The organism is Microbacterium sp. 13-71-7 (genome assembly GCF_002257455.1).
GTDB lineage: Bacteria > Actinomycetota > Actinomycetes > Actinomycetales > Microbacteriaceae > Microbacterium.
Genome location: NZ_NCKN01000008.1, coordinates 1 through 24,474, shown reverse-complemented (window position 1 = coordinate 24,474; position 24,474 = coordinate 1). Strand labels below are relative to the sequence as shown.

Below are 24,474 nucleotides of genomic sequence, written 5' to 3'. Positions count from 1 at the left end.
CGTGCGGTCAGCCCAGCGGCACCGTCGTGGTCGCGGTGCTCTCGTCGTAGATCGCGGCGACCTGCGGCGCGAAGTCCTTCATGATCACGTTGCGCTTGATCGAGAGCTTGGGCGTGAGGTGCCCGCTCGCCTCGGTCCACTCGGAGGGCAGGATCGTGAATTTGCGGATCGACTCCGCGCGCGACACCCGGGTGTTGGCGACGTCGATCGCGCGCTGCACCTCGGCGCGCACCGCGTCGTTCGTGGCGGCGTCGGCGAGCGACATGTCCGCCGGGAGTCCGTTGTTCGCCAGCCAGGACGGCAGCATCTCGGGGTCGAGCGTGACGAGCGCCGCGATGAACGGCTTCTGGTCGCCGACCACGACGACCTGGCCGACGATCGGGTTGGCGCGGATCGGATCCTCGAGCGCGGCGGGGGAGACGTTCTTGCCGCCCGCGGTGACGATGATCTCCTTCTTGCGGCCGGTGATCGTCAGGAACCCCTCGTCGTCGAACGAGCCGAGATCCCCGGTGCGGAACCAGCCGTCGTGGAACGCGGCCTCGGTCGCCTCCGGGTTGTTCCAGTACTCCTTGAAGACGTTGATGCCGCGCACCTCGATCTCGCCGTCCTCGGCGAGGCGGATGCCGACCCCGGGCAGCGCGGGCCCTACCGTGCCGATCTTCGACTTGTCCGCCAGGTTCACCGTGGCGGGCGCCGTGGTCTCGGTGAGGCCGTAGCCCTCCAGGATGACGACGCCGAGGCTGTGGAAGAAGTGGCCGAGGCGGGCGCCGAGCGGCGCGGATCCGGAGATCGCGTACTGGATGTTGCCGCCCATCGCCTCGCGCAGCTTCGCGTAGACGAGCCTGTCGAAGAGGGCGAACTTGATCTTCATGCCGAGCGGGATCTTCGCGCCCTCCTCGACGAGACGGGAGTGCTCGATCGCCGTCGCCGCGGCGGCCCGGAAGATCTTGCCCTTGCCGCCGGCCTCGGCCTTCTGCTCGGCCGAGTTGTAGACCTTCTCGAACACGCGCGGCACGGCCAGGAGGAAGGTGGGCTTGAAGGATCCGAGCGCCGGGAGGAGCTGCTTGGTGTCGGGCTGGTGCCCCGTGCGCACGCCGGCGTGGATGTCGAGGATCGAGATGAACCGCGCGAACACGTGCGCGGTCGTGATGAACAGCACGGTCGAGGCGCCCTGGATGGAGACCACGTCGTCGAGCGACTTCGCCGCGTTGCGGGCGAGCTCGACGAAGTTGCTGTGGGTCAGTACGCAGCCCTTGGGGCGGCCGGTCGAACCGGACGTGTAGATCAGCGTGGCGATGTCTGCGGCGTTCGCGAGGACGCGACGGCGCTCGATCTCCTCGTCCGGCACTTCGGCGCCCTGCGCCGTGAGCTGGGCGATCGCGCCGAGGTGCATCTGCCACACGTCGCGGACGAGCGGGAGGTCGCCGCGCACCTCGTCGAAACGGGTGAAGTGCTCGGGGGACTCGACCATGAGGGAGATCGCCCCGGAGTCCTCCATGATCCACTGGATCTGCGAGGGCGAGCTGGTCTCGTAGATCGGCACCATGACCGCACCGGCGTAGAACAGCGCGAAGTCGACCAGGGTCCATTCGTACGTCGTGCGCGCCAGGAAGCCGACCTTCTCGCCGGGCTGGATCCCTGCGGCGACGAATCCCTTCGCGAGCGCGATCACCGCGGTGCGGAAGTCCGCGGCCGTGATGTCGCGCCATCCGGCGCCCTCCGGCACGGAGAACAGCGCGAGATTCGGGGTCTTCTGCACCCGCTGCTCGAGGAGGTCGGTGATGTTGTCCTCGGGGGCGGCTTTCACGATCGCGGGGACTTCGAACTGGACCACGGCAACTCCTTCGGGGCCGGACGCGTACATGCTTCCCAGGAGTCTATGCCATGTGGCGTCTGGGGAGAGGGCATCCGGCGTGAGATTCAGTCGCACGATCTGTGAAACTGCGTCGCAAGCCTCGACGCGACTCTCGTCCTGGTCCCGACGGCGGGATAGACTGCGGGCGATGATCTACTGGTTCATGAAGTACATCGCCATCGGGCCGCTGGTGAAGGCGATCTTCCGCCCGTGGGTCGTGGGCCGTCAGCATGTGCCCGTCACGGGGGCCGCGATCATGGCGAGCAACCATCTGTCCTTCTCGGACTCGATCTTCCTGCCGCTCATGCTGGACCGGAAGATGTCCTTCCTCGCCAAGAGCGACTACTTCACAGGCAGGGGCCTCAAGGGCTGGGCCACCCGCATGTTCATGAAGGGCACGGGTCAGCTCCCCATCGACCGCTCGGGCGGCAAGGCCTCGGAGGCCTCGCTCAACACGGGCCTCGGCGTGCTCGGACGCGGCGACCTGCTCGGCATCTACCCCGAGGGCACGCGCAGCCCCGACGGCAAGCTCTACCGCGGCCGTACGGGCATCGCCCGGATGGCGCTGGAGGCGAAGGTCCCGGTCATCCCGGTGGTGATGGTCGACACCGACGTCGCGATGCCGACGGGGCAGCGCATTCCGAACATCATGCGGGTGGGAATGGTGATCGGCGAACCCCTCGACTTCTCCCGCTACGCGGGCATGGAGAACGACCGCTACATCCTGCGCTCCGTGACCGATGAGATCATGGTCGCGCTGCAGCGGCTGGGGGAGCAGCACTACGAGGACGTCTACGCCTCCACGGTCAAGGAGCGCCTGGCCTCGCAGGCTTCCTAGGGCACCAGGCGGTCGAGGCTTCATAGAGCGATCCGACCCCTTTCCGGCACCCTAGGATGGGGGGATGCCTCAGCCTCTCGATCTCGACTCGTGGCGCGCCCTCCCGATCAAGCAGCAGCCGCAGTGGCCCGACGCCGAGCGCGTCGCCGAGGTCTCCTCGCAGATCGCCGCGCTGCCTCCGCTGGTGTTCGCCGGTGAGGTGGACAACCTCCGCGAGCGCCTCGCCCGCGCCGCCTCCGGACAGGCGTTCCTGCTCCAGGGCGGCGACTGCGCCGAGACCTTCGCCGGCGCCACCGCCGACCAGATCCGCAACCGCATCAAGACGGTCCTGCAGATGGCGGTCGTGCTCACCTATGGCGCGTCGATGCCGGTGGTGAAGATGGGGCGCATGGCGGGGCAGTTCGCCAAGCCGCGCTCGAGCGACACCGAGACCCGCGGCGACGTCACGCTCCCCGCGTACCGCGGCGACATCGTCAACGGTTACGACTTCACCGAGGGCTCCCGCGAGGCGAACCCGTCGCGGCTGCTCCAGGGCTACCACACGGCCGCCTCGACGCTGAACCTCATCCGCGCCTTCACCCAGGGCGGCTTCGCGGATCTCCGCGAGGTGCACTCCTGGAACAAGGGCTTCGCGCAGAACCCGGCGAACCAGCGCTACGAGCGCATGGCCGCGGAGATCGACCGCGCGATCAAGTTCATGGAGGCCGCCGGCGCCGACTTCGACGAGCTCAAGCGCGTCGAGTTCTTCACCGGGCACGAGGGCCTGCTGATGGACTACGAGCGTCCGATGACCCGCATCGACTCGCGCACGCTCACGCCGTACAACACGGCCGCGCACTTCCTCTGGATCGGCGAGCGCACCCGTGAGCTCGACGGCGCGCACGTCGACTACTTCTCGAAGATCCGCAACCCGATCGGCGTGAAGCTCGGCCCCACCACGACGACCGACACGGCGCTCGCGCTCATCGACAAGCTCGACCCGAACCGCGAGCCGGGCCGGCTCACGTTCATCACGCGCATGGGTGCGGGCAAGATCCGCGACGCGCTGCCGCCGCTGCTGGAGGCCGTGAAGGACTCCGGGGCGCAGCCGCTGTGGGTCACCGACCCCATGCACGGCAACGGCATCACCACGCCGACCGGCTACAAGACCCGTCGCTTCGACGACGTGGTCGACGAGGTGCGCGGCTTCTTCGAGGCGCACCGCGCCGTCGGCACCTTCCCCGGCGGCATCCACGTGGAGCTCACGGGCGACGACGTCACCGAGTGCCTGGGTGGATCCGAGCAGATCGACGAGGAGGGGCTGGCGACGCGCTACGAGTCGCTGTGCGACCCGCGCCTCAACCACATGCAGTCGCTCGAGCTCGCGTTCCTCGTCGCCGAGGAGCTCGAGAAGCGCTGAGCCGGAGTCGAGGCCCGGTACCGCAGAGCGGTGCCGGGCCTTCGTCGCATCAGGGGGCGGGCTGCGCACCGCCCTGCGGACGCTCGGCTCAGCCGGAGACCTTGACCCGGATCGTCGAGTTCTTCTCCACGCTGTCGCCGGCCTTGGGATCCGTCCCGGTCACCTGGAACAGGCTCCATGCGATCTGCGGCACGCTGGTCTGCGGGTTCAGGCCCGCGTTCGTGAGGGTCTGCATGGCCTCGGCGAGGTTCTTGCCGACGACGTCGGGCACGGTGACCGGTTCCGGCCCCTTGGACACGTTCAGCACGATCGTGTCGCCGGGCCGCCAGTTGCCGCCGCCCTCGCGATCGCCGATGCTGATCACGCGGCCCTTCGGCACGTCATCGCTGTAGGAGGCGGACGAACTCGAGTCCGCGCCCAGCCCCACCGTCTTGAGCTTGCTCGTCGCGTCGTCCACGGTCAGACCGATGACGTCCGGCACCGGCCCCAGCGACACGAGGAGGCGGATCTGGTCGCCCTCGTAGACGCTGCAGCCCCCGCCGCACTCGTAGCCGTCGCCTCCCGCGCGCGGCGTGACCTCGGCATTGATCACGAGTCCGCTGTCCGCGCCGGAGAAGAGCGACACGGAGTCCTGCAGGGTCAGGTGGAAATCCACGAGCGCCTGCTTCGCCTGCTGCTCGGTCATGCCGTCGAGCTTGGGCAGGTCGTGCTTGGCGGGGCCCGCCGAGATCAGCACCGTGACCTTCGCCTTCTTGTCCAGGCGGGTGCCTGAGCCGGGATCCGTGCGGATCGCCTGGCCCAGCGGCACCTTGAGGGAGAACTCGCTGCCCTGCACGGGCGTGAGCCCCTCCTTCGTGATCGTGGCCGCGGCGACCTCCCAGGTCTTGCCCGCGACGTCCGGCACGGAGAGCTTGGAGCCGGGACCGGATCCGAACCACCAGCCCGTTCCGCCGGCCAGGACGGCCAGCAGCAGCACGAGCACGAGCAGCAGCGCCCCGCGGGAGCGGCGGTGCGCGGTGCGGCGGCGCAGCAGCGTCGCGTTGTCGAGCGGGGCGTCCGCCGCCGGCGCCGGCGCGGTCGCGGTGGGGATGCCCGGCAGCACGAGGGTCTGATCCCCGGTGTCGCGCATGGGCACGACCGTGGTCTTCGCCGTGGTGGGGGTGGGCGTGACGCCCAGCTCGCGCTCGATCACGCGCAGCCGCTCGAGCATCTCCTGCGCGTCGTCCGGGCGCTCATCCGGCGACTTCTCGGTCGCCCACAGCACGAGTTCGTCGAGCTGCTCCGGCACGCCGGGATTGCGCACGCTCGGTCGCGGGACGGAGTCGGTGGCGTGCTGGAACGCGATCTGCATGGGCTGCTCGCCCTTGTACGGCTGCTCGCCGACGAGCATCTCGTAGAGCATGATGCCGAGCGCGTAGATGTCGCTGCGGGCGTCCGCGGTGCCGCGGGTGACGAGCTCGGGCGCGAGATAGGCGATCGTGCCCATCAGCTGGGCGCCCGAGGCGGTGTTCGCCGTGGTCGCGCGGGCCAGGCCGAAGTCGCCGATCTTGATCCGGCCGTCCTCGGCCAGCAGCACGTTCTCCGGCTTGACGTCGCGGTGCACGATGCCGGCGCGGTGCGCGGCCGCGAGGCCGGACAGCACCGCGTCCATGATCGTGATGGTCTGCGGCACGGTGAGGCGGCGCTGCTCGCGCATGAGCTCGCGCAGCGTGATGCCGGGCAGGTACTCCATGACGAGGTAGGCGAGCTCGCCATCCTGGCCCTGGTCGAAGACGTTGACGACGTGCGGATCGGCGAGGCGGGCGGCCGCGCGGGCCTCCTGGATGAAGCGGCTCTGGAACACCGAGTCGTCGCTGAGGTGCCCGTGCATGACCTTCAGCGCGATGCGGCGCTCGAGGCGCAGATCCGTGGCGACGTACACGGTCGCCATGCCGCCACGGGCGATCCGCGCACGGACGCGATAGCGACCGTCGACGAGCCGCCCGATGAGGGGGTCGGCTTGTTGGCTGGTCGTCACGGCAAGAGTCTATGGAGAACTCGCTGAGAGCCCCGGGAACGGCTCGCGTGCGAGCGCTTTTCCGTTCTCGCGGAGCGGGTCCGGCGGGCGCTCAGCCGAGTGCCGCGAGCCAGCCGTCCGCCTGCGGCTCCCACAGGCCGTAGCGGGCGGGGAAGGCGGAGATCTGCACGTCCTGCGCGGCCTCGCTGAAGCCGAGGCCCTCCCAGCCTGGGATGTCGAGCAGGCCGTTGGTGTGCGGCGTGCCCACGTAGAAGGCCCTGATCGCGTAGTCCGCGTCCGCGATCTGCTCCGGCGTTCCCCAGCCGGTGCTCGGGCGCTGCTGGAACAGGCCGATCGAGTCGCGATCCCCGGAGGGGGCGTTCACGAGGCCGGATTCGACCATCGCGGTGGCCAGGGCGATCGCGATGCCGCGGTCGCTCACGCCCAGCTCCCGGCCGACGCGGATGATGTGCTGCGCGTTGGCGGTCTGCACGTCGTCCAGCACCACCTGCGGGGCGGTGTAGGTGTCCGGGGCGGGCTGGGGCGCGACGTCGACCGCCGCCGGCGCGGGCGCCGGGGCCGGCGCGGAGAACCGGAGCGTCTGGCCCGGGTAGATGATCGAGTCGGGGGAGAGGGCGTTCGCGGCGTAGAGCTCCGCGAGCGTGATCCCGTGCGCGTGCGCGATCGACCAGAGCGTGTCGCCGGCGACCACGTCGTAGCCGGCGGCGTCGGCCGCGGGGGCCGCTGCCTCCGCCGGCGCGGGGGCGGAGGCGGAGTCGGAGGCAGAGGCGGTCTCGGCGGATCCGCCGAGGGCGAGCACCTGGCCCGGGTAGATGATCGAGTCGGATCCGAGTCCGTTCGCGGCGTACAGCGCGGCGACGCTGGTTCCGTGGGCGCGCGCGATGTCCCAGAGCGTGTCGCCGTCCTGCACGGTGTAGTGCGTCGGCGGTGCGAGCTCGGTCGGAACGCTCCGCGCCGACAGTGCGGCGGCGACGGCGCCGGTCGGGAGCGCGGTCAGCGGTGCGCGCGCGGGGGTGTGCGCCTGCGCGGGCGTCGCCACGAGCGCGGTCGCGACCGTCGTCAGCAGCACGGTCGGCACCGCGAGGCAGAGTGCGCGGCGCGGACTCGTTGTGGTCGTCATGGATCCCCCGATTCTGACGTCTGATCCCGAGCGCGTCCTCGCGCGTCGGCCCTACGACGCTGTCACGGATGTGTATTCAAGTCAACTGAAGTGATGAATGTGAAAGATGTGATCAGGGGTGGAAATGCGGCCGGTGATCACCGGTCGGCCCAGGGGATGAGAACATTGCTGGGTGTCTGAAACGGAAACGACGGCCCCGACGGCCGAATGGCTGACCCTCCCCGAGCTCGTCGAGATCCTGGGGGAGTCGCTCGGACGCGTGCGCCGGCTGTTCGATGAGCAGTACCTCATCGGGTCGCGCCGCAACGGACCGCTCGCCGTCCCCGCGGTCTTCCTCAAGGACGACCAGCCGCTCGCATCCCTGCGCGGCACGATCATCGTGCTCAAGGACGCCGGGTTCAGCGACGACGAGGCCATCGACTGGCTGCTCGCGGAGGAGGAGTCGATGGGCCGTGCGCCGATCGACGCCCTGCGCGCGGGTCACAAGAGCGAGGTGCGCCGGATCGCCCGGGCCCTGGCCTGATCCCGGCTCGGGCCCTGGCCCGATCCGCCTCAGGCCGTGCGCTGGGTCGCGTCTCGCGCGAGCCCGCGCAGCAGGTCGAGCGCCCCGGCGTCCAGCGGGGCGCCCTGCAACGCCGCCTCGCCCGCCTCGGCGTACTCCGTGATGAGCTGCTCCATCCGCGTCAGCGCCCCCGATTCGACGATGATCTCCTGGAGGCTCGCGATCTGATCCGCCGTGAGGTGCGGGTCGCCGAGCAGCTCGTCGACGATCCGCCGCCCCTGCGGAGCCAGCGCCTGGCGCGTCCAGGCGATGAGCAGGGTGCGCTTGCCCTCGCGCAGATCGTCGCCCGCCGGCTTGCCCGTGACCTTCTCGTCGCCGAACACGCCGAGCACGTCGTCGCGCAACTGGAACGCCATCCCGAGCGGGTGGCCGAATGCGCGCAGCGCCGTCTGCTGGGCTCCGTCGGCTCCGGCGATCGCCGCACCGATCAGCAGCGGCTGCTCGACGCTGTACCGCGCGGCCTTGAGCGAGACGACGCGCAGGGCGCGTTCCGCATGGCCGTCATCGGCGTTCACGCTCCACGCCGATTCCTCGGCGATGTCCAGGAACTGGCCGATCGTGACGTCTCGGCGCATCCTGGCGTACTCCGCCCGGACGGCGTCGGCATGCGGACTCGCCGCGATGCCCGCCTCCAGCAGGTCGTCGCTCCAGGCGACCAGCAGGTCGCCGAGCAGCACGGCCGCGGCGCGGCCGAAGTCCACGGCGCTCCCGCTCCAGCCCTGGCCGACGTGCGCCGCCTCGAGGGCGCGATGCGCGGAGGGCCGGCCTCGACGGGTGTCGGAATTGTCGATCAGGTCGTCGTGCACGAGGGCTGCGGACTGGAACACCTCGAGCGCGGCGCACGCGTCCCAGAGGGCGGTCGGCTCGACGTCGATCTCGTCGATCCCCGCGACCGAGGCCCAACCCGCGTGGCAGAACCGGGCGCGCAGCCGCTTGCCTCCGCGGAGGGTCGCCTCGGCGGATGAGACGAAGGCGGAGGCATCGGGTCCGTACGTCGCGGTCTCCTCGCGCATTCGGGCGACGAAGGCGTCGAGACGGGCGGAGACCTGGTCGATCACAGCGGAGGAGGATGCCACCGGATCAGCCTACCCAGCACCGTCAGGACCGGGTCGGGAGCGCGTACTGCCAGGTGATGCCCAACTCCCAGGCGAATCCCTACCCTGGTGCATCCCGGCGCGCGTAGACTGTGGGGAAGATCACCCGAGGGGGACGAAATGCCACTCTCCGAACAGGAGCAGCGTCTGCTCGACGAGATGGAACGCCATCTCATGCAGAACGACGCCGACGTCGTTTCCGCGCACGCGGGAGACCGCGCGCTCAGCTATCGCAATCTCATCTACGGAGCCGTGCTGCTGCTGGCCGGCGTCGGCGGCCTGATCGTGGGCGTCGTGGTCGGCAACATCGGCGGGATCATCATCGGCGTCGTCGCGTTCGCGGCCATGCTGGGCGGCCTCATGCTGGCCCTGACCCCGGTGCACCAGAGCGGCGGTCGCGATGGCGGATCCGCCACGAAGGCGAAAGAGCCCTCCCCGTCGTTCATGGATCGGATGAACGATCGGTGGGATCGCCGCCACGAGGATCGCTGACCTCCTCGCTCAGACTTCCTGAGGGCCCGGACGCTGCCGCGTCCGGGCCCTCCGTCGTTCCGCCGACCCGCCCGCCCCCGGGATCCTCCCTTTCGCCCCACCGAACCCTCCACTTCACTCCACCGGCCCCTGTCCCGCGTGATTCCGCGGAACAGGGGCCTTCGTGGTCCTCGGTCCTGTGCCCTCCCGGACACGAATAGGTATCAAAATGGAGGGATGTGGAGTAAAGTGGAGGAAACGGCGGCGAAAGGGGGATAGGCGCATGTTGCTCGGCACGCATTCCCCCAAGCTCGACGACAAGGGCCGCGTCATCCTCCCCGCCAAGTTCCGCGAGGATCTGGCCGGCGGCATCGTCGTCACCCGTGGTCAGGACCGCTGCCTCTACGTGTTCAGCACCGCCGAGTTCGAGAGCGTGCACGAGCGCATCCGTCAGGCGCCGCTCGCGAACAAGGAGGCACGGGCATTCCTGCGCATGTTCCTCTCCGGGGCGAGCGCCGAGATGCCGGACAGCCAGAACCGCATCACCATCCCCGCCCACCTGCGCTCGTACGCCGGACTGGGCAAGGAACTCATCGTCACCGGTGTCGGCGCGCACGCCGAGATCTGGGACGCGGCGGCGTGGAACGCGTACGCCGAAGGACACGAAGACGCCTTCGCCGAACTCGAGGAGGAGGTGATCCCCGGCCTGTTCTGAACGGGCCCCTGGCTGTGACTCCCAGCCGCTCCCGCCCCGGCGCACCTTCCCCGGTGCCGGGTCGAGCGGATGGGGATCAGGGTCAGGGACCGCTCTGGAGAGAACGACGAGCCGAAGGAACCATGGACATCCGCCGCATTCACACCCCCGTCATGCTCGAGCGCTGCGTCGAGCTGCTGGCTCCCGCCCTGCAGCACGACGGCGCGATCCTCGTCGATGCCACGCTCGGCATGGGAGGGCACTCCGAGGCCTTCCTCGAGCGTCTGCCCCACATCCGTCTGGTCGGTCTCGACCGCGACACCGACGCCCTGCGGATCGCGGGGGAGCGACTGGCGCGCTTCGGCGACCGCGTGACGCTCGTGCACACCGTGTATGACGCGATCGGCACCCACGCCGAGGGCGCGTCAGGGATCCTGTTCGACCTCGGCGTCTCCTCGCTGCAGCTGGACGAGGCGGAGCGCGGCTTCGCGTACGCCAAGGATGCGCCGCTGGACATGCGGATGGATCAGTCGAGCGGCGTCACCGCCGCCGAGGTGCTCGCCACCTACAGCGAGGGGCAGCTGCGCCGCATCTTCGAGCGCTACGGCGAGGAGAAGCTCGCCGGACGCTACGCCCGAGCCATCGTGCAGGCCCGTCAGACCGCGCCGCTGGAGCGGTCCGGACGCCTGGTCGAGGTGCTGCAGGCCGCGACCCCCGCCGCGGTGGCGCGCGCGGGGCACCCCGCCAAGAGGGTGTTCCAGGCCCTGCGGATCGAGGTGAACCGCGAGCTCAACGTGCTCGCCGACGCCATCCCCGCCGCGATGGACGCCCTCGTGCTGGGCGGGCGCATCGTCGTCATGTCGTACCAGTCCCTGGAGGACCGGCTCGTCAAGCAGGCGTTCGCCGCGGCCTCCGCCTCGACGGCGCCCGCGGGCCTGCCGGTCGAGCTGCCGGAGCACGCGCCGCGGTTCAAGACGCTGACCAAGGGCGCAGAGCTCGCGGACGAGGAGGAGCGCGCGGCCAATCCGCGAGCCATCCCGGTGCGCCTGCGCGCCGCAGAACGTGTGAGAGACGACCAGAGGAGCGCCGCGCGATGAGCCTGGCCGAGAACGCCCTGCTGCAACCGGAGTTCGACGAGCCGGAGCGCTCCCGCCACCTCCGTGCGGTCGAGCGCCCCGCGCGCCGCCGCCGCCCGCGGATGGCGTACGCCATCGTCGCCCTCGCCGGGGCCGCGCTCATCGCCGGAGCCCAGATCGCGCTCACGATCGCGACGACCCAGGATTCGTTCGAGGTCGCGAAGCTGAGCCAGCAGAACAAGCAGCTGACCTGGCAGGCCCAGGCCGCGGCCCAGGACCTCGACGGGATCAGCTCTCCGCAGTCCCTCGCCGCGGCCGCCAGCAAGCTCGGCCTCGTGGTCGGCGGCAGCGCGAACTATCTGCGGCTCAGCGACGGCAGTGTGATCGGCGCCGCAGGGCCCGCCGCCTGGGCCTCCACCGTCAACCCGACGGGGGCCAACGCCGTTCCGAACGCCCTGGTCCGCGACACGCCGCCACCCGCCGAGAGCAACCCGGGGGGAGCGGGCGTACAACCGAAGACACAGGAGACGCCGCCGGTGCAGCCGGCCGCGCCGCCGGCGGCCGAGGGACTGCCGACGCCGACCATCCGCTGACCACGGACCGCACGCACCAGCCCGAGACGATGACAGACCGCGAGCCCCGGACGGAGATCCGATGACACCCCGAGCCAGCCGGACCCCGCGCCGGCGGACCGTTCTCGCCCTCGGCATGATCCTCGCGGTCATGTGCGGCTTCCTCGTGCGACTCGTCGACATCCAGGTGGTCAGCGCGTCCGCGAACGTCAAGCAGTCCATCGAGACGGGCGACCTCGGCACGACGAGGTCCATCGACGGAGCGCGCGGCACGATCAAGGACTCGAACGGCACGGTGCTCGCGGAGAGCCAGCTGGTGTACGACCTGCAGATGGATCCGAAGGCGATGCACGGCCTCGAGACCGCGAAGACCCGTCCGAAGCTGCCCTGGACGAAGGCGGCGGACGAGATCGCCGCGATCACGGGGCTGACCGGTGACGAGGTGCGCAAGATCGCGTCCGACGCCCTGGCCGCCAACCCGGACTCGCAGTACGCGCCGATCAAGAAGGGGCTGAGCACCGACCAGTTCCTGAAGATCCGCGCGCTCGGCCTCGACTATCTCGCCGCCCTCCCTCGTTCGGTCCGGGTCTATCCGAACGGCGCCGTCGCGGGGAACCTGCTCGGCTTCATCTCGGGCGACGGAGAGCTCACGGGCCTCGAGCAGACGCAGAACAAGTGCCTGAGCGCGACCAAGGGTCAGGAGTCCTACCTCACCGGCCGGGACGGGGTGATCATCCCCGGCAGCCAGCAGGAGAAGCCCGCGATCGACGGCGGCACCGTGAAGCTCACCATCAACACGGAGCTGCAGTGGTACCTGCAGCAGATGATCTCCGAGGAGGTCAAGGCGCAGGGGGCGAAGGCCGGCACGGTCACCGTCGTCGAGGTGGGCACGGGCAAGATCCGCGCCGCGGCCGAGTACCCGACCGTCGACCCCAACGACCCCGGTGCCGCGAACCCCGAGGACCGCGGATCGCGCATCTTCTCGACGAGCTTCGAGCCCGGATCCACGTTCAAGGCGATCACCGCCGCCTCCGTCATGGAGTACGCGAACGCCGACGCCTCGACCTCGATCACGGGAGCGTCCAGCCACGAGGAGTTCCCGAACGGCGCGGTGATCAACGACGCCTTCGAGCACCCGGCCTACGACTACACGCTCGCGGGCGCGCTCATCGACTCGTCGAACGTCGCCCTGTCGAAGTTCGGCGACATGGTGACCGATCAGCAGCGCTACGACGAGCTGGTGAAGTTCGGGGTCGGCAGCAAGACCGCCATCGACTTCCCCGGCGAGGCCTCGGGCGTCATCCACCCGGTCAAGGACTGGGACTTCCAGTCGCACTACACGACCACGTTCGGCCAGTACTACACGGTCACCGCCCCGCAGGTCGCGAGCGCCTACCAGGCCATCGCGAACGGCGGCGTGAAGATCCCGCTGTCGCTCGTCGAGTCCTGCACGGATGGCACGGGCAAGGTCACCGACGCCCCGGCGCCCAAGCCGCAGCGCGTGTTCGACGCGACCAAGGACGCCGAGCTCAGCCGGATGATCGAGAACGTGGCGGAGCAGGGCAGCGTCTCCGACCTGATCAAGGTCCCCGGATACCGGATCGCGGCCAAGACCGGAACCGCGCAGAAGCCGGACCCGCAGACGGGCGCCTACAAGGAGGGCATCTACTTCACCAGCATGGTGGGATACGCCCCCGCCGATCACCCCGAGTACGTCGTCGTGGTCACCCTCGACGAGCCCACTAGGGTAACCTCGTCTGCGGCCACCGCGCCCGCCTTCCAGAAGGCCATGACGCAGGTGCTGAAGACCTATCGCGTGCAGCCGTCCACCACACCCATGGAACCGCTGCTGCCCAAGTACAAGTGATGGCCGCCGTCGCCCGAGAACGGCGATATCGCCCACGGAGGATCCCATCCCCATGATCGCTCTGTCCCTCGCGGAGATCGCCGAGATCGTCGGCGGCGACCTGCGCCCCGCCGCAGGTCACGATCCCGCATCGATCGTGTCCGGAGTCGTCGACACCGACTCCCGGCAGATGACCCAGGGCGGCGTCTTCGTCGCCAAGCCCGGTGAGACCACCGACGGGCACCGCTTCGTCGGCGCCGCGATCGAGAACGGCGCCGTGCTGGCGCTCGTCGAGCGCCCCGTGGAGGAGGCGCTCTCGCAGATCGTGGTGCCGGACGTCGTCGACGCCATCGCGGAGCTCGCGCGCGCCGTGGTCGCCCGCGTCCGCGCGGCCGGCGACCTGCGGATCGTCGGGATCACGGGATCCAACGGCAAGACGACCACCAAGAACTTCCTCGCCCGGATCCTCCAGGACGAGGGTGAGACGATCGCGCCGATCGCGTCGTACAACAACGAGGTCGGCGCTCCGCTCACGATGCTGCGGATCACCGACACCACCCGTTTCCTGGTGTGCGAGTTCGGCGCGAGCGCGCCGGGCGAGATCGCGCGCCTCGCGGGACTCGTGCACCCGGACGTCGTGATCGAGCTCATGGTCGGGCTCGCGCACGCCGGCGGCTTCGGAGGCATCGAGGAGACGGCTCGTGCCAAGGCAGAGCTCGTCGCGGCCGCGACCGCCGGCGGGACCGCGGTGCTGAACCTCGACGACCCGCGCGTCGCGGGCATGGCGCCCCTGGCCGAGGAGCGGGGACTGCGCATCGTCGGCTTCGGCCAGGGGCCCGCCGCCGCGGTGCGCGCGGCCCGCATCGACGTCACCGCGTCCGGCACGTCGTGCATCGTCCATGTCGACGGCCAGGAGCTGCCGCTGCGGCTGCAGGTGCTCGGCGCGCACCACGTGAACAACGCCCTCGCCGCGATCGCCGCGGCGCGCGCTCTCGGCGTCGCCCCGGCGGACGCGATCGCGCGCCTGGAGACGGTGCAGCTCGCCGAGCGCTGGCGCATGCAGCCCATGGGCGGCGCCGAGGTGCGCATCATCAACGACGCCTACAACGCGAGCCCCGACTCCATGGCCGCGGCGCTCCGCACCCTCGCGCAGATCACCGGCCCCGACGAGCGGACCGTCGCCGTGCTGGGCGCGATGAGCGAGCTCGGCGAGACCGCCGGCGACGAGCACGACCGGATCGGCCTGCTCGCCGTGCGCCTGAACATCCAGCGCATCGTGGTCGTCGGCGCCGAGGCGCGCCGCCTCTACCTCGCGGCCGTGGGCGAGGGGTCGTGGGACGGCGAGGCCGTGCACCTCGCCGACGCCGACGCCGCCTTCGAGTACCTCCAGGGCGAACTGCGCCCCGGAGACCGCGTGCTCGTCAAGTCGTCCAACTCCGCCGGACTCCGGTTCCTCGGCGATCGTCTGGGAGAATCGTTCTCGTGAGATCCCTGCTTACCTCCGCCGCGATCTCCCTCGCGTTCACGCTCCTGCTGACTCCGGTCTTCCTCCGGCTCTTCCGGAAGTGGGGCTGGGGGCAGGTCATCCGCACGCCGGAATCGATCAGCAACCCCAGCCACCAGGCCAAGCGCGGCACCCCCACCATGGGCGGCGTGATCTTCATCCTCGGCACCTTCGTCGGATACATGGTCGGGACCTTCACGGGAGGCAGCTATCCCACGGTCTCCGGCCTGCTGGTGATCTGGCTCATGCTGGGCTTCGGTGCGGTCGGATTCATCGACGACTACATGAAGCTGCGCCGGCGCAACAGCCTCGGACTCTCCGGCTGGCGCAAGATCCTCGGACAGGTGCTGGTCATGGTGCCGTTCGGCATCGTCGCGCTGACGGTGCGCAGCCCCGCCGGCAACACCCCCGCCAGCGCCTTCGTCTCGCTCTTCCGCGACATCCCCGTCCTGTGGCTGTTCGCGCTCGGACCCATCGTCGGCTGGCTCCTGTACCTGCTCTGGATCTCGCTGATCGGCATCGCCACCTCGAACAGCGTGAACCTCACGGACGGCCTCGACGGACTGGCCGCGGGCTGCGCGGTGTTCGTGATCGGCGCGTACAGCCTCATCTCGTTCTGGCAGTTCAAGCAGTCCTGCACCGCGGAATCGCTCTCGCCATCGTCGCTGGCCGGCTGCTACGACGTCGCGCACCCCTTCGACCTCGCCGTCATCTCGGCGTCGTTCGTCGGCGCGCTGATCGGCTTCCTCTGGTGGAACGCGCCCAAGGCGAAGGTCTTCATGGGCGATGTCGGATCCATGTCGATCGGCGGCGTGATCGCGGCGCTCGCGATCCTCACCCGCACCGAGCTGCTGCTCCTGCTGCTGGCCGGCGTCTTCATCATCGCCTCGGGCTCGGTGATCGTGCAGCTGGCCTACTTCAAGCTCACCCGCGGCAAGCGGCTGTTCCTGCAGAGCCCGTTCCATCACCACCTCGAGATGCGCGGGTGGCCCGAGGCCACGATCGTGGTGCGGATGTGGATCATCGCCGGGCTGCTGTCCGTGTCGGCGTTCGGCCTGTTCTACGTCGAGTGGCTGAGGCTGACCAGCTCATGACCCGTGATCTCGATGCCCTGACCAGCTGGCACTCCGACTGGCGGGGACTGCGGGTCGCCGTGCTCGGCCTGTCCGTGACCGGCTTCTCGGCCGCCGACACCCTGACCGAGCTCGGCGCCGAGGTGCTCGTGCTCTCCGAGAGCGCGACCGAGGAGTACGAGCGGCTGGTGCCGCTGATCGGCGCCCAGCTGTGGATCGGCGATCTCGGATCCGTTCCGGAGCGGCTCGTCGAGTTCGCGCCGGAGGTCGTCATCGCCTCGCCGGGGTTCGCGCCCGCCCATCCCGTGATCGCATGGATCGGCACGCAGCCCATCGCCCTGTGGGGCGACATCGAGCTCGCCTGGCGCGTGCGGGACAAGGTCCTCCGCGATGACGGCACCCCCGCGGAGTGGGTGCTGATCACCGGCACGAACGGCAAGACCACCACGACCCAGCTCACCGCGACCATGCTCGTCGCCGGCGGACTCCGGGCGGCCCCGTGCGGCAACATCGGCGTGCCGGTCCTGGACGCGGTGCGCGATCCCGGCGGCTTCGACGTCCTCGTGGTCGAGCTCTCCAGCCACCAGCTCTGGTACCTCGGGCTCTCGGATCCGGCCGGTCAGCCGGTGCCGTGGGCGGCCACGTGCCTCAACCTCGCCGACGACCACCTCGTCTGGCACGGCAGCGCGGAGGCCTACCGAGAGGCCAAGGCCCTCGTGTACCGCAACACGCGGGTGGCGTGCGTCTACAACAGGGCGGACGAGGCCACGCAGCGCATGGTCGAGGACGCGGACGTGATCGAAGGCGCCCGCGCGATCGGCTTCGGGCTCGGCATCCCCGGCCCGAGCGACCTGGGCGTGGTCGAGGGGATCCTGGCCGACCGCGCCTTCCTCGACGACCGGCGCAACAGCGCCCTCGAGCTCACGACCGTGGCCGATCTCGCCGCGCACGGACTGAACGCTCCGCACATCGTGCAGAACATCCTCGCGGCGGCGGCCCTCAGCCGCTCGCTCGGGACGGAGCCCGCGGCGATCAAGACGGCACTGGACGGCTTCCGCCTCGACGCGCATCGCATCGAGGTCATCGCCCGCGCGGGCGGGGTCACCTGGGTGGACGACTCCAAGGCGACGAACCCGCATGCGGCGCAGTCGTCGCTGCAGGCGTTCCCCGGCGCGATCTGGATCGTCGGCGGGGATCTCAAGGGCGTGGACCTGTCGGACCTCGTCGCGGGGGCCGGAGCGACCGCGCGCGCCGCGGTCGTGATCGGCGTCGACCGCGATCACGTGCTCGAGGCGTTCGCGCGACACGCGCCGGCGGTGCAGGTCCTGGAGGTCGTCCCCGGCGACACTGAAGAGGTCATGACCCGCGTCGTGGAACTGGCCGCGGGCATCGCCCAGGAGGGGGACACCGTGCTCCTCGCTCCGGCGGCGGCGTCCTTCGACCAGTTCGCGAGCTACGCGGATCGCGGCCATCGCTTCGCCGAAGCGGTGCGGGAGTGGATCGATCAGGGACGGTCGAGCGATCAGGGGAGCACCGATGACGCAGGCGGCACCACGCCGGACGCCGGCGCCTGAGCCCCGCGTCGAAGGACTCGCCGCCCGTGTGCGCCTGGGACGGGTCTTCCGTCCCGTGTCCACCGAGTTCGCCCTGATCGCGTCCTCGTCGCTGCTGCTCACGCTGTTCGGACTGGTGATGATCCTGTCCGCGTCCAGCGCCAACGCCGTGGACCAGGGGAAGGGCCCCTTCTCGATCGTCCTGCTGCAGGCGCTGGTGGCCGCGGTCGGCGTGCCGCTCATGTTCCTGATGAGCCGCTTCCCGGTGCGCTTCTGGAAGCGCATGGCCTGGCCCCTGCTCATCCTCTCCGTCGGCGCGCAGCTGCTCGTCTACACGCCGCTCGGCGTGGAGAACGACGGCAACACGAACTGGCTGAACGTCGGAGGGCAGCTCCTCCAGCCCTCGGAGTTCATCAAGCTCTCGCTGGCGATCTGGGCCGGGTTCATCCTCTGGCGCAAGCAGGCCCTGCTGACCCGGTGGCAGCACGTCTTCATCCCGCTCCTGCCCGTCGCCTTCCTGGCGATCGGCTCGGTCTACGGCGGCGGGGACCTCGGCACCTCGATGGTGCTGTTCCTCCTGCTGCTGGGGGCGATGTTCTTCTCCGGCGTGCGGATGCGGGTGTTCCTGCTGCCGCTGCTCATCATCGCGGCCGCCGTGCTGCTGTTCGCCCTCACGAACGAGCGGCGCCGGATGCTCATCTTCAGCATGTTCAGCTCGCAGAGCGACACCAGCTGCTACCTGACCACCTGCTATCAGCAGGTGCACGCGGTCTGGGGCATGGCCAATGGCGGGATCTTCGGCCTCGGGCTCGGCAACTCGCGCGAGAAGTACGGCTGGCTTCCCGCGGCCTCCAACGACTACATCTTCGCGATCGTGGGGGAGGAGCTGGGACTCATCGGCTGCGCCCTCGTGCTGGCCCTCTTCGTGCTGTTCGCGGTCGCCGTGTTCCGCATGATCCGCCGCACCGACGACCTCTTCGTGCGCGTCACCTCGGGCGGGATCGTGGTGTGGATCCTGTCCCAGGCGCTCATCAACGTCGGCGTCGTGCTGCGGATCTTCCCGGTCCTGGGCGTGCCGCTCCCATTCATGTCGCAGGGAGGGACGTCCCTGCTGTCGGTGCTGCTCGCCTGCGGGGTGCTGCTCTCCTTCGCCCGTACGCTGCCGGCGCCCGCGCAGAGCCTGCCCGCAGGCCGGTCGGGTAGCCTCGGGAAGTGACCACGTATCTTCTGGCCGGCGGAGGCACCGCCGGCCATGTCAATCCGCTGCTCGCCGTCGCCGACGGCCTGCGCGCCCGCGACCCGGAGACGGGAGTGCTCGTGCTCGGCACGCGCGAGGGCCTCGAGGCGCGGCTCGTCCCGCAGCGCGGCTACGAGTTGCTCACGGTCGACAAGGTGCCGTTCCCGCGTCGCCCGAACGGGGCCGCACTCGCGTTCCCCGCGCGGTTCTCCCGCGCGGTGAAGCAGGTGCGCGCGTACATCCGCGATCAGGGCGTGGACGCGGTGATCGGCTTCGGCGGCTACGCCTCTGCACCCGCCTACGTGGCGGCCCGTCGGGAGCGCGTCCCGTTCGTCGTGCACGAGGCCAACGCCCGTCCCGGCATGGCGAACGTGCTCGGCGCCCGCACGGCGGCGGCGGTGGGCGTCGCGTTCCCCGGAACGCCCCTGCGCGGCGGCGAGGTCGTCGGGATGCCGCTGCGGCGGGAGATCGTCGACCTGGACCGCACGGCGCTCCGCGTCGAGGCCGCGGCGGAGTTCGGCCTGGATCCCGAGCGGCCCGTTCTGCTCGTGTTCGGCGGCTCGCTCGGCGCGCAGCGCCTGAACGAGGCGATCGCCGGATCCTGGCAGGACATCCTCGACGCGGGGTGGCAGATCCTGCACGCCACCGGCGACCGCTCGGACATGCCGGATCCCGGCGCGGCCGGCTATGCCCTGCGCCGCTATCTGGACCGGATGGATCTGGCGTTCGCCCTGGCGGATCTGATCCTCTCCCGTTCCGGCTCGGCGACCGTGAGCGAGATCAGTGCTCTCGGCATCCCCGCGATCTACGTGCCCTACGCCGTCGGCAACGGAGAGCAGCGCCTGAACGCGGCGGCCGCGATCGACGCAGGCGCCGCCGTGCTGATCGAGGACGGGCAGCTCACTCCCGAGCGCGTGAGGGCCGAGGTGATCCCGCTCCTGCGCGACGAGGTCCGTCGCGACGCGATGCGACAGGCGGCGGAGCGCGTCGGATCGCGCACCGGAACCGAGGACCTCATCGCCCTCGCCGACCGCGCCCTCGCGCGCTGAGCGCCCCGCAGCCCTGACCCGGCGAGCCGGGCCTCAGGCCTCCTCGCCCCGACTTAGGATGATTCAGCCATGATCAGACCCGACCTCTCCCTGCCGATCCCGGACGACATCACCGCTGCGCACTTCATCGGCATCGGCGGCTCCGGCATGTCGGGCCTCGCCCGCATGTTCCTCGACGCGGGGATCCGCGTGTCCGGCAGCGATCGCGCGGACAGCGCCAACCTCCAGGCGCTGGCCGCGCTCGGCGCCGAGGTGCACGTCGGCCACGACGCGGCGAATCTGGGCGACGCCGACACGGTCGTGCACACGGGGGCGATCTGGCCCGAGAACCCCGAGTTCGTGCTCGCCAAGGAGCGCGGACTGCACGTGATCCACCGGTCGCAGGCGCTGCACTGGCTGATCCGCGGACGGCGCCTGGTGTCGGTCGCCGGCGCGCACGGCAAGACGAGCTCGACGGGCATGATCGTCACCGCGCTGCAGGCGCTCGGCGCGGATCCGAACTTCGTCAACGGCGGCGTGATCGAGCAGCTCGGCACGTCCAGCTCCTCGGGTGCGGACGATCTCTTCGTGATCGAGGCCGACGAGTCCGACGGCACGTTCCTGCTCTACGACACCTCCGTCGCGCTGATCACGAACGTCGACCCCGACCACCTGGACCACTACGGATCCGACGAGGCCTTCCACGACGCGTTCGTGACCTTCGCGAACGCCGCGAGCGAGGCCGTCGTCATCTCGAGCGACGATCCCGGCGCGCTGCGCGTGCGGGCGGGGATCACCCACCCGAACGTGATCTCGTTCGGCCTCGCGGAGGACGCGGATCTGAGGATCACCGACATCGTCACCGACGGCCCCGTCGCCGCGACCCTGACCATGGGCGGGGCCTCCACGCGCATGCAGCTCGCCGTCCCCGGCGTGCACAACGCGATCAACGCGGCCGGTGCGGTCGCCGTGCTCACGACGCTCGGCTACGCGCTCGCCGACGCGGCCCGCGCGATGGAGGGCTTCGCAGGCACCGTCCGCCGCCTCGAACTGCACGGCAGCGCGCGCGGGGTGAGCGTCTACGACGACTACTCTCATCACCCCACCGAGGTGCGCGCGGCCCTGGAGGCCATGCGCACGATCGTCGGCGAGGGACGGATCATCGCGATCCAGCAGCCGCACACGTACTCGCGCACGCAGCACATGTACCGCGAGTTCGCCGAGGTGCTCGAGGCCTACGCCGATCACACCGTCATGCTCGACGTCTACGGCGCGCGGGAGGATCCGGTTCCCGGCGTCACCGGCGAGCTGGTCAGCGGCGCGTTCGCCGACCCGGACCACGTGCACTACGTCGCGGACTGGCAGCAGGCCGCCGACTACACCGCATCGGTCGCACGCGACGGCGACTACGTGATCACGCTCGGCTGCGGCAACGTCTACCAGATCATCCCTCAGGTGCTGGACGCCCTGCGCACCACCGCCGAGGACTGACCGTGCGCCGGCCGTCCGCGATCCCCTCTCCCGCGCCTCCGGTCGAGCCGGAGCGCCCGGCCGGGGCACGGCCGTTCGACGGCGCACGGAGACGGGTGGCGGGGTTCGGCATCGACGCCTCGGCGGGGTCCGAGGCCGACGCGCTCCCGGCCGCAGGGGAGGACGCGAACACGACCGCGCCGATCCCGCTCGACCGCGGGGCTCCGCCCGTCCCCTCGAGCACGCGGGAGCGCGCGGAGGAGCAGGATCCGGCGGAGACGCAGGGCGACGGGCCGCTGACCGCCCGCGACCTCTGGCAGGCCACCCGTGCGCGCCGGAGGGCGCTGCGCACCGAGATCCGTCGCTTCACGCAGCGCTCGCGGCGCCGGCGGATCGGCTGGATCGTGGGGGCGGCCCTCGCACTGCTCGTCGTGGGCGGCAGCGTCGGCGCGGCGTACAGCCCGCTGTTCGCGGTGGAGACCGTCACCGTGGAGGGGACGAGCGCGCTCAAGGCCGTCGACGTGCAGAAGGCGCTGTCCGGCCAGGTCGGCAGGCCGCTGGCGCTCGTGGACTCCAGCGCCGTCAAGGCCGCGCTCGTCGCGTTCCCGCTGATCGAGACCTACCGTCTCGAGGCGCACCCTCCGCATGACCTCGTGGTGCGGATCGTCGAGCGCACCCCGGTCGGCGTCCTCCAGTCCGGCGACGGGCGCTTCACCGTCGTCGACGCCGCGGGCGTCGTCCTGTCGACCACCGATGCCCGGCCCGCAGGCTACGCCCTGATCGACGTCGCGGGCGGCACCGGGTCCAAGGCGTTCGCCGCGGTGGGCACGGCTCTCCGGTCGCTGCCCGCGGAGCTGCGCGGCCAGGTCGACGGCGCGACCGCGTCGACCCCCGACGACATCGTGCTGAAGCTGTCCGGCGGCGCGCAGGTGGTGTGGGGGAGCGCGGAGCAGTCGGCGCTCAAGACCCGCTCCCTGCAGGCGCTGATGAAGGTGAATCCGAGCGCGGCGTCCTACGACGTGTCCTCGCCGGGCGTCGGCATCGTCGGCTGAGCACGAATATCCGAAACGATCGCGCCCAGGTGCGTGTCGCTTGGCTTCTGCGCGCCGTGCGCCGCTTACCTTCGATCCAGGAGAAAGCAATACCGGGAAATACTTTAACCTTCTGCTTGAGGTTTAAGGTTGCCGGCTCAGGGCTCGAAATACATCGGAGGACGGGATGAGCCAGAACCAGAACTACCTTGCCGTGATCAAGGTCGTCGGTGTCGGCGGTGGCGGCGTCAACGCCGTCAATCGCATGATCGATCTCGGCCTTCGCGGCGTCGAGTTCATCGCGATCAACACCGATGCGCAGGCGCTGCTGATGAGCGACGCCGACGTCAAGCTCGACGTCGGCCGCGACCTCACCCGCGGCCTCGGCGCAGGCGCAGACCCCGAGGTCGGGCGCCGTGCCGCGGAGGACCACGCGGAGGAGATCGAGCAGGCGCTGACCGGTGCCGACATGGTCTTCGTGACCGCGGGCGAGGGCGGCGGCACCGGCACCGGTGGCGCCCCGATCGTGGCCCGCATCGCCAAGTCGATCGGCGCCCTGACCATCGGCGTCGTGACCAAGCCGTTCTCGTTCGAGGGGCGCCGCAGGCAGAGCCAGGCCGATGCCGGCGTGGCGAAGCTGAAGGAGGAGGTCGACACCCTCATCGTGGTGCCGAACGACCGTCTGCTCGAGATCAGCGACCGCGGCATCTCGATGATCGAGGCCTTCGCGACCGCCGACCAGGTGCTCCTCGCGGGTGTCCAGGGCATCACCGATCTGATCACCACGCCGGGTCTCATCAACCTCGACTTCAACGACGTCAAGTCGGTCATGCAGGGGGCGGGATCCGCGCTCATGGGCATCGGCTCCGCCCGCGGCGCCGACCGTGCGATCAAGGCGGCGGAGCTCGCGGTCGAATCGCCCCTGCTCGAGGCGTCGATCGAGGGCGCGCACGGCGTGCTGCTGTCGATCCAGGGCGGATCGAACCTCGGCATCTTCGAGATCCACGACGCGGCCGACCTGGTCAAGGAGGCCGCGCACCCCGAGGCCAACATCATCTTCGGAACGGTCATCGACGACACCCTCGGCGACGAGGTGCGCGTCACGGTGATCGCCGCAGGCTTCGACAGCGGCGAGCCCACGCTGCGCCTCGACCCGCAGATCTTCTCGCGCACGACGACCCCCGCGGTCGCCGAGAAGCCCGCCGTCGAGGAGCGCGAGGACTCGGCCCAGGCCGAGGAGGCGCCGCGCGAGACCGCTCCGGTGTCCGTGCCGTCGATCCCGCCCGTGCACACCAGCATCGAGCCGGCGTTCGACGAGAGCGATCTCGACATCCCCGAGTTCCTGAAGTGACCGCGGTCGCCGAGCGGCTGTCCGCGATCGATGCAGCGATCGCGGACGCCGCACGGCGCGCGGGCCGGGATCCCGCGGGGATCACGCGCATCGTCGTGACCAAGTTCCACCCCGCCGCTCTGGTGAGCGAACTGTACGGACTCGGCGTCCGCGAGGTGGGGGAGAACCGCCAGCAGGAGCTCACCGCGAAGGCGGAGGCCCTCGCCGAGCTGGACGATCTGCGCTGGCACTTCATCGGGCAGGCGCAGACGAACAAGGCCGGCGCGATCCGTCGCGCGGCGCAGGCCGTGCACTCGGTGGACCGCCTGCGCATCGCGGAGGCGCTCGACCGCGCCGCGACCGATGACGCGCTGCTCGACGTCCTGCTGCAGATCAACCTCACCGACGACCCCGGTCGCGGGGGAGTCGCCCCGGCGGAGCTCGAACGGCTCGCGGAGCAGGTGCTGGCTCTGCCGACCCTGCGGCTGCGCGGCGTGATGGCGGTCGCCCCGCTCGATGAGGATCCGGCCGCCGCGTTCGCCCGCGTCCACGAGTCCGCGCAGCGACTGCGCGCGGTCGCGCCGGGAGCCGATTGGATCTCGGCCGGGATGACCGGAGATTTCGCCGAGGCGATCGCGGCAGGCGCGACACACCTGCGCATCGGCTCGGCAATCACGGGGCCACGACCCGCACAGGGTTAGCCT

At 70.5% G+C, this 24,474-nt stretch carries 21 protein-coding genes; 17 read left to right on the top strand and 4 right to left on the bottom strand.

The window, feature by feature from the left end; translation table 11 throughout:
* Nucleotides 1-7: 7 nt before the first annotated feature.
* Complete coding sequence (locus tag B7X32_RS01615) at nt 8-1,834, bottom strand: long-chain fatty acid--CoA ligase (protein ID WP_292715056.1); 1,827 nt, start codon at nt 1,832-1,834, stop codon at nt 8-10.
* A 169-nt stretch (nt 1,835-2,003) separates the two neighbouring features.
* Here B7X32_RS01615 and B7X32_RS01610 point away from each other — a divergent pair, with 169 nt between their 5' ends.
* Complete coding sequence (locus B7X32_RS01610; RefSeq protein WP_292715054.1) at nt 2,004-2,693, top strand: lysophospholipid acyltransferase family protein; 690 nt, start codon at nt 2,004-2,006, stop codon at nt 2,691-2,693.
* A 64-nt stretch (nt 2,694-2,757) separates the two neighbouring features.
* Nucleotides 2,758-4,092, top strand: a complete 1,335-nt coding sequence (locus B7X32_RS01605) for a class II 3-deoxy-7-phosphoheptulonate synthase (protein WP_292715051.1) — start codon at nt 2,758-2,760, stop codon at nt 4,090-4,092.
* 88 nt (nt 4,093-4,180) lie between these two features.
* Here B7X32_RS01605 and pknB read toward each other — a convergent pair whose 3' ends face one another.
* Together pknB and B7X32_RS01595 are read right to left on the bottom strand one after the other, a co-directional pair.
* Complete coding sequence (gene pknB, locus B7X32_RS01600) at nt 4,181-6,109, bottom strand: Stk1 family PASTA domain-containing Ser/Thr kinase (protein ID WP_292715048.1); 1,929 nt, start codon at nt 6,107-6,109, stop codon at nt 4,181-4,183.
* 91 nt (nt 6,110-6,200) lie between these two features.
* Entirely contained in the window at nt 6,201-7,229 is a 1,029-nt protein-coding gene (locus B7X32_RS01595) for a LysM peptidoglycan-binding domain-containing protein (RefSeq protein ID WP_292715045.1), read from the bottom strand.
* Nucleotides 7,230-7,401: 172 nt separating this feature from the next.
* On the opposite strand from B7X32_RS01595, the gene B7X32_RS01590 reads away from it, so the two are divergent.
* A complete protein-coding gene (locus tag B7X32_RS01590) occupies nt 7,402-7,752 on the top strand; it encodes an Rv2175c family DNA-binding protein (protein ID WP_292715042.1) in 351 nt (116 codons plus the stop codon).
* 29 nt (nt 7,753-7,781) lie between these two features.
* Here B7X32_RS01590 and B7X32_RS01585 read toward each other — a convergent pair whose 3' ends face one another.
* Complete coding sequence (locus B7X32_RS01585) at nt 7,782-8,867, bottom strand: polyprenyl synthetase family protein (protein WP_292715039.1); 1,086 nt, start codon at nt 8,865-8,867, stop codon at nt 7,782-7,784.
* A 138-nt stretch (nt 8,868-9,005) separates the two neighbouring features.
* On the opposite strand from B7X32_RS01585, the gene B7X32_RS01580 reads away from it, so the two are divergent.
* The 14 genes from B7X32_RS01580 to B7X32_RS01515 all read left to right on the top strand — a co-directional run bounded on the left by B7X32_RS01580 (nt 9,006) and on the right by B7X32_RS01515 (nt 24,471).
* A complete protein-coding gene (locus tag B7X32_RS01580) occupies nt 9,006-9,377 on the top strand; it encodes a DUF3040 domain-containing protein (protein WP_292715037.1) in 372 nt (123 codons plus the stop codon).
* 262 nt (nt 9,378-9,639) lie between these two features.
* Entirely contained in the window at nt 9,640-10,071 is a 432-nt protein-coding gene (mraZ, locus tag B7X32_RS01575) for a division/cell wall cluster transcriptional repressor MraZ (RefSeq protein ID WP_045272464.1), read from the top strand.
* A gap of 122 nt (nt 10,072-10,193) precedes the next feature.
* Entirely contained in the window at nt 10,194-11,147 is a 954-nt protein-coding gene (gene rsmH, locus B7X32_RS01570) for a 16S rRNA (cytosine(1402)-N(4))-methyltransferase RsmH (RefSeq protein WP_292715026.1), read from the top strand.
* Nucleotides 11,144-11,719 carry a hypothetical protein gene (locus B7X32_RS01565; RefSeq protein WP_292715024.1) on the top strand — a complete coding sequence of 192 codons (576 nt, stop codon included), beginning with the start codon at nt 11,144-11,146 and terminating at the stop codon, nt 11,717-11,719. Before rsmH ends, B7X32_RS01565 begins: the two co-directional genes overlap by 4 nt.
* Nucleotides 11,720-11,780: 61 nt before the next feature.
* Complete coding sequence (locus B7X32_RS01560) at nt 11,781-13,565, top strand: penicillin-binding protein 2 (protein ID WP_292715021.1); 1,785 nt, start codon at nt 11,781-11,783, stop codon at nt 13,563-13,565.
* Nucleotides 13,566-13,617: 52 nt separating this feature from the next.
* Nucleotides 13,618-15,030 (top strand): UDP-N-acetylmuramoyl-tripeptide--D-alanyl-D-alanine ligase, encoded by a 1,413-nt coding sequence (gene murF, locus B7X32_RS01555; RefSeq protein ID WP_292715019.1) that lies wholly within the window; start codon nt 13,618-13,620, stop codon nt 15,028-15,030.
* Nucleotides 15,027-16,142: a phospho-N-acetylmuramoyl-pentapeptide-transferase gene (mraY, locus tag B7X32_RS01550; RefSeq protein ID WP_292715016.1), complete on the top strand. Its 1,116-nt coding sequence runs from the start codon at nt 15,027-15,029 to the stop codon at nt 16,140-16,142. Before murF ends, mraY begins: the two co-directional genes overlap by 4 nt.
* Nucleotides 16,139-17,695, top strand: a complete 1,557-nt coding sequence (murD, locus tag B7X32_RS01545) for a UDP-N-acetylmuramoyl-L-alanine--D-glutamate ligase (RefSeq protein ID WP_292715014.1) — start codon at nt 16,139-16,141, stop codon at nt 17,693-17,695. Before mraY ends, murD begins: the two co-directional genes overlap by 4 nt.
* A gap of 55 nt (nt 17,696-17,750) precedes the next feature.
* Nucleotides 17,751-18,890 (top strand): putative peptidoglycan glycosyltransferase FtsW, encoded by a 1,140-nt coding sequence (locus B7X32_RS01540; protein WP_366246931.1) that lies wholly within the window; start codon nt 17,751-17,753, stop codon nt 18,888-18,890.
* Entirely contained in the window at nt 18,887-19,960 is a 1,074-nt protein-coding gene (locus B7X32_RS01535; protein ID WP_292715008.1) for a UDP-N-acetylglucosamine--N-acetylmuramyl-(pentapeptide) pyrophosphoryl-undecaprenol N-acetylglucosamine transferase, read from the top strand. Before B7X32_RS01540 ends, B7X32_RS01535 begins: the two co-directional genes overlap by 4 nt.
* A 69-nt stretch (nt 19,961-20,029) precedes the next feature.
* Entirely contained in the window at nt 20,030-21,430 is a 1,401-nt protein-coding gene (gene murC, locus B7X32_RS01530) for a UDP-N-acetylmuramate--L-alanine ligase (protein WP_292715005.1), read from the top strand.
* A 2-nt stretch (nt 21,431-21,432) separates the two neighbouring features.
* Entirely contained in the window at nt 21,433-22,461 is a 1,029-nt protein-coding gene (locus tag B7X32_RS01525) for an FtsQ-type POTRA domain-containing protein (RefSeq protein WP_292715002.1), read from the top strand.
* Between the two features lie 166 nt (nt 22,462-22,627).
* Entirely contained in the window at nt 22,628-23,791 is a 1,164-nt protein-coding gene (gene ftsZ, locus B7X32_RS01520; protein WP_292714999.1) for a cell division protein FtsZ, read from the top strand.
* Nucleotides 23,788-24,471, top strand: coding sequence for a YggS family pyridoxal phosphate-dependent enzyme (locus B7X32_RS01515; RefSeq protein ID WP_292714996.1), 684 nt, complete (start codon nt 23,788-23,790; stop codon nt 24,469-24,471). The genes ftsZ and B7X32_RS01515 overlap by 4 nt, the downstream gene beginning before the upstream one ends.
* Nucleotides 24,472-24,474 lie beyond the last annotated feature (3 nt).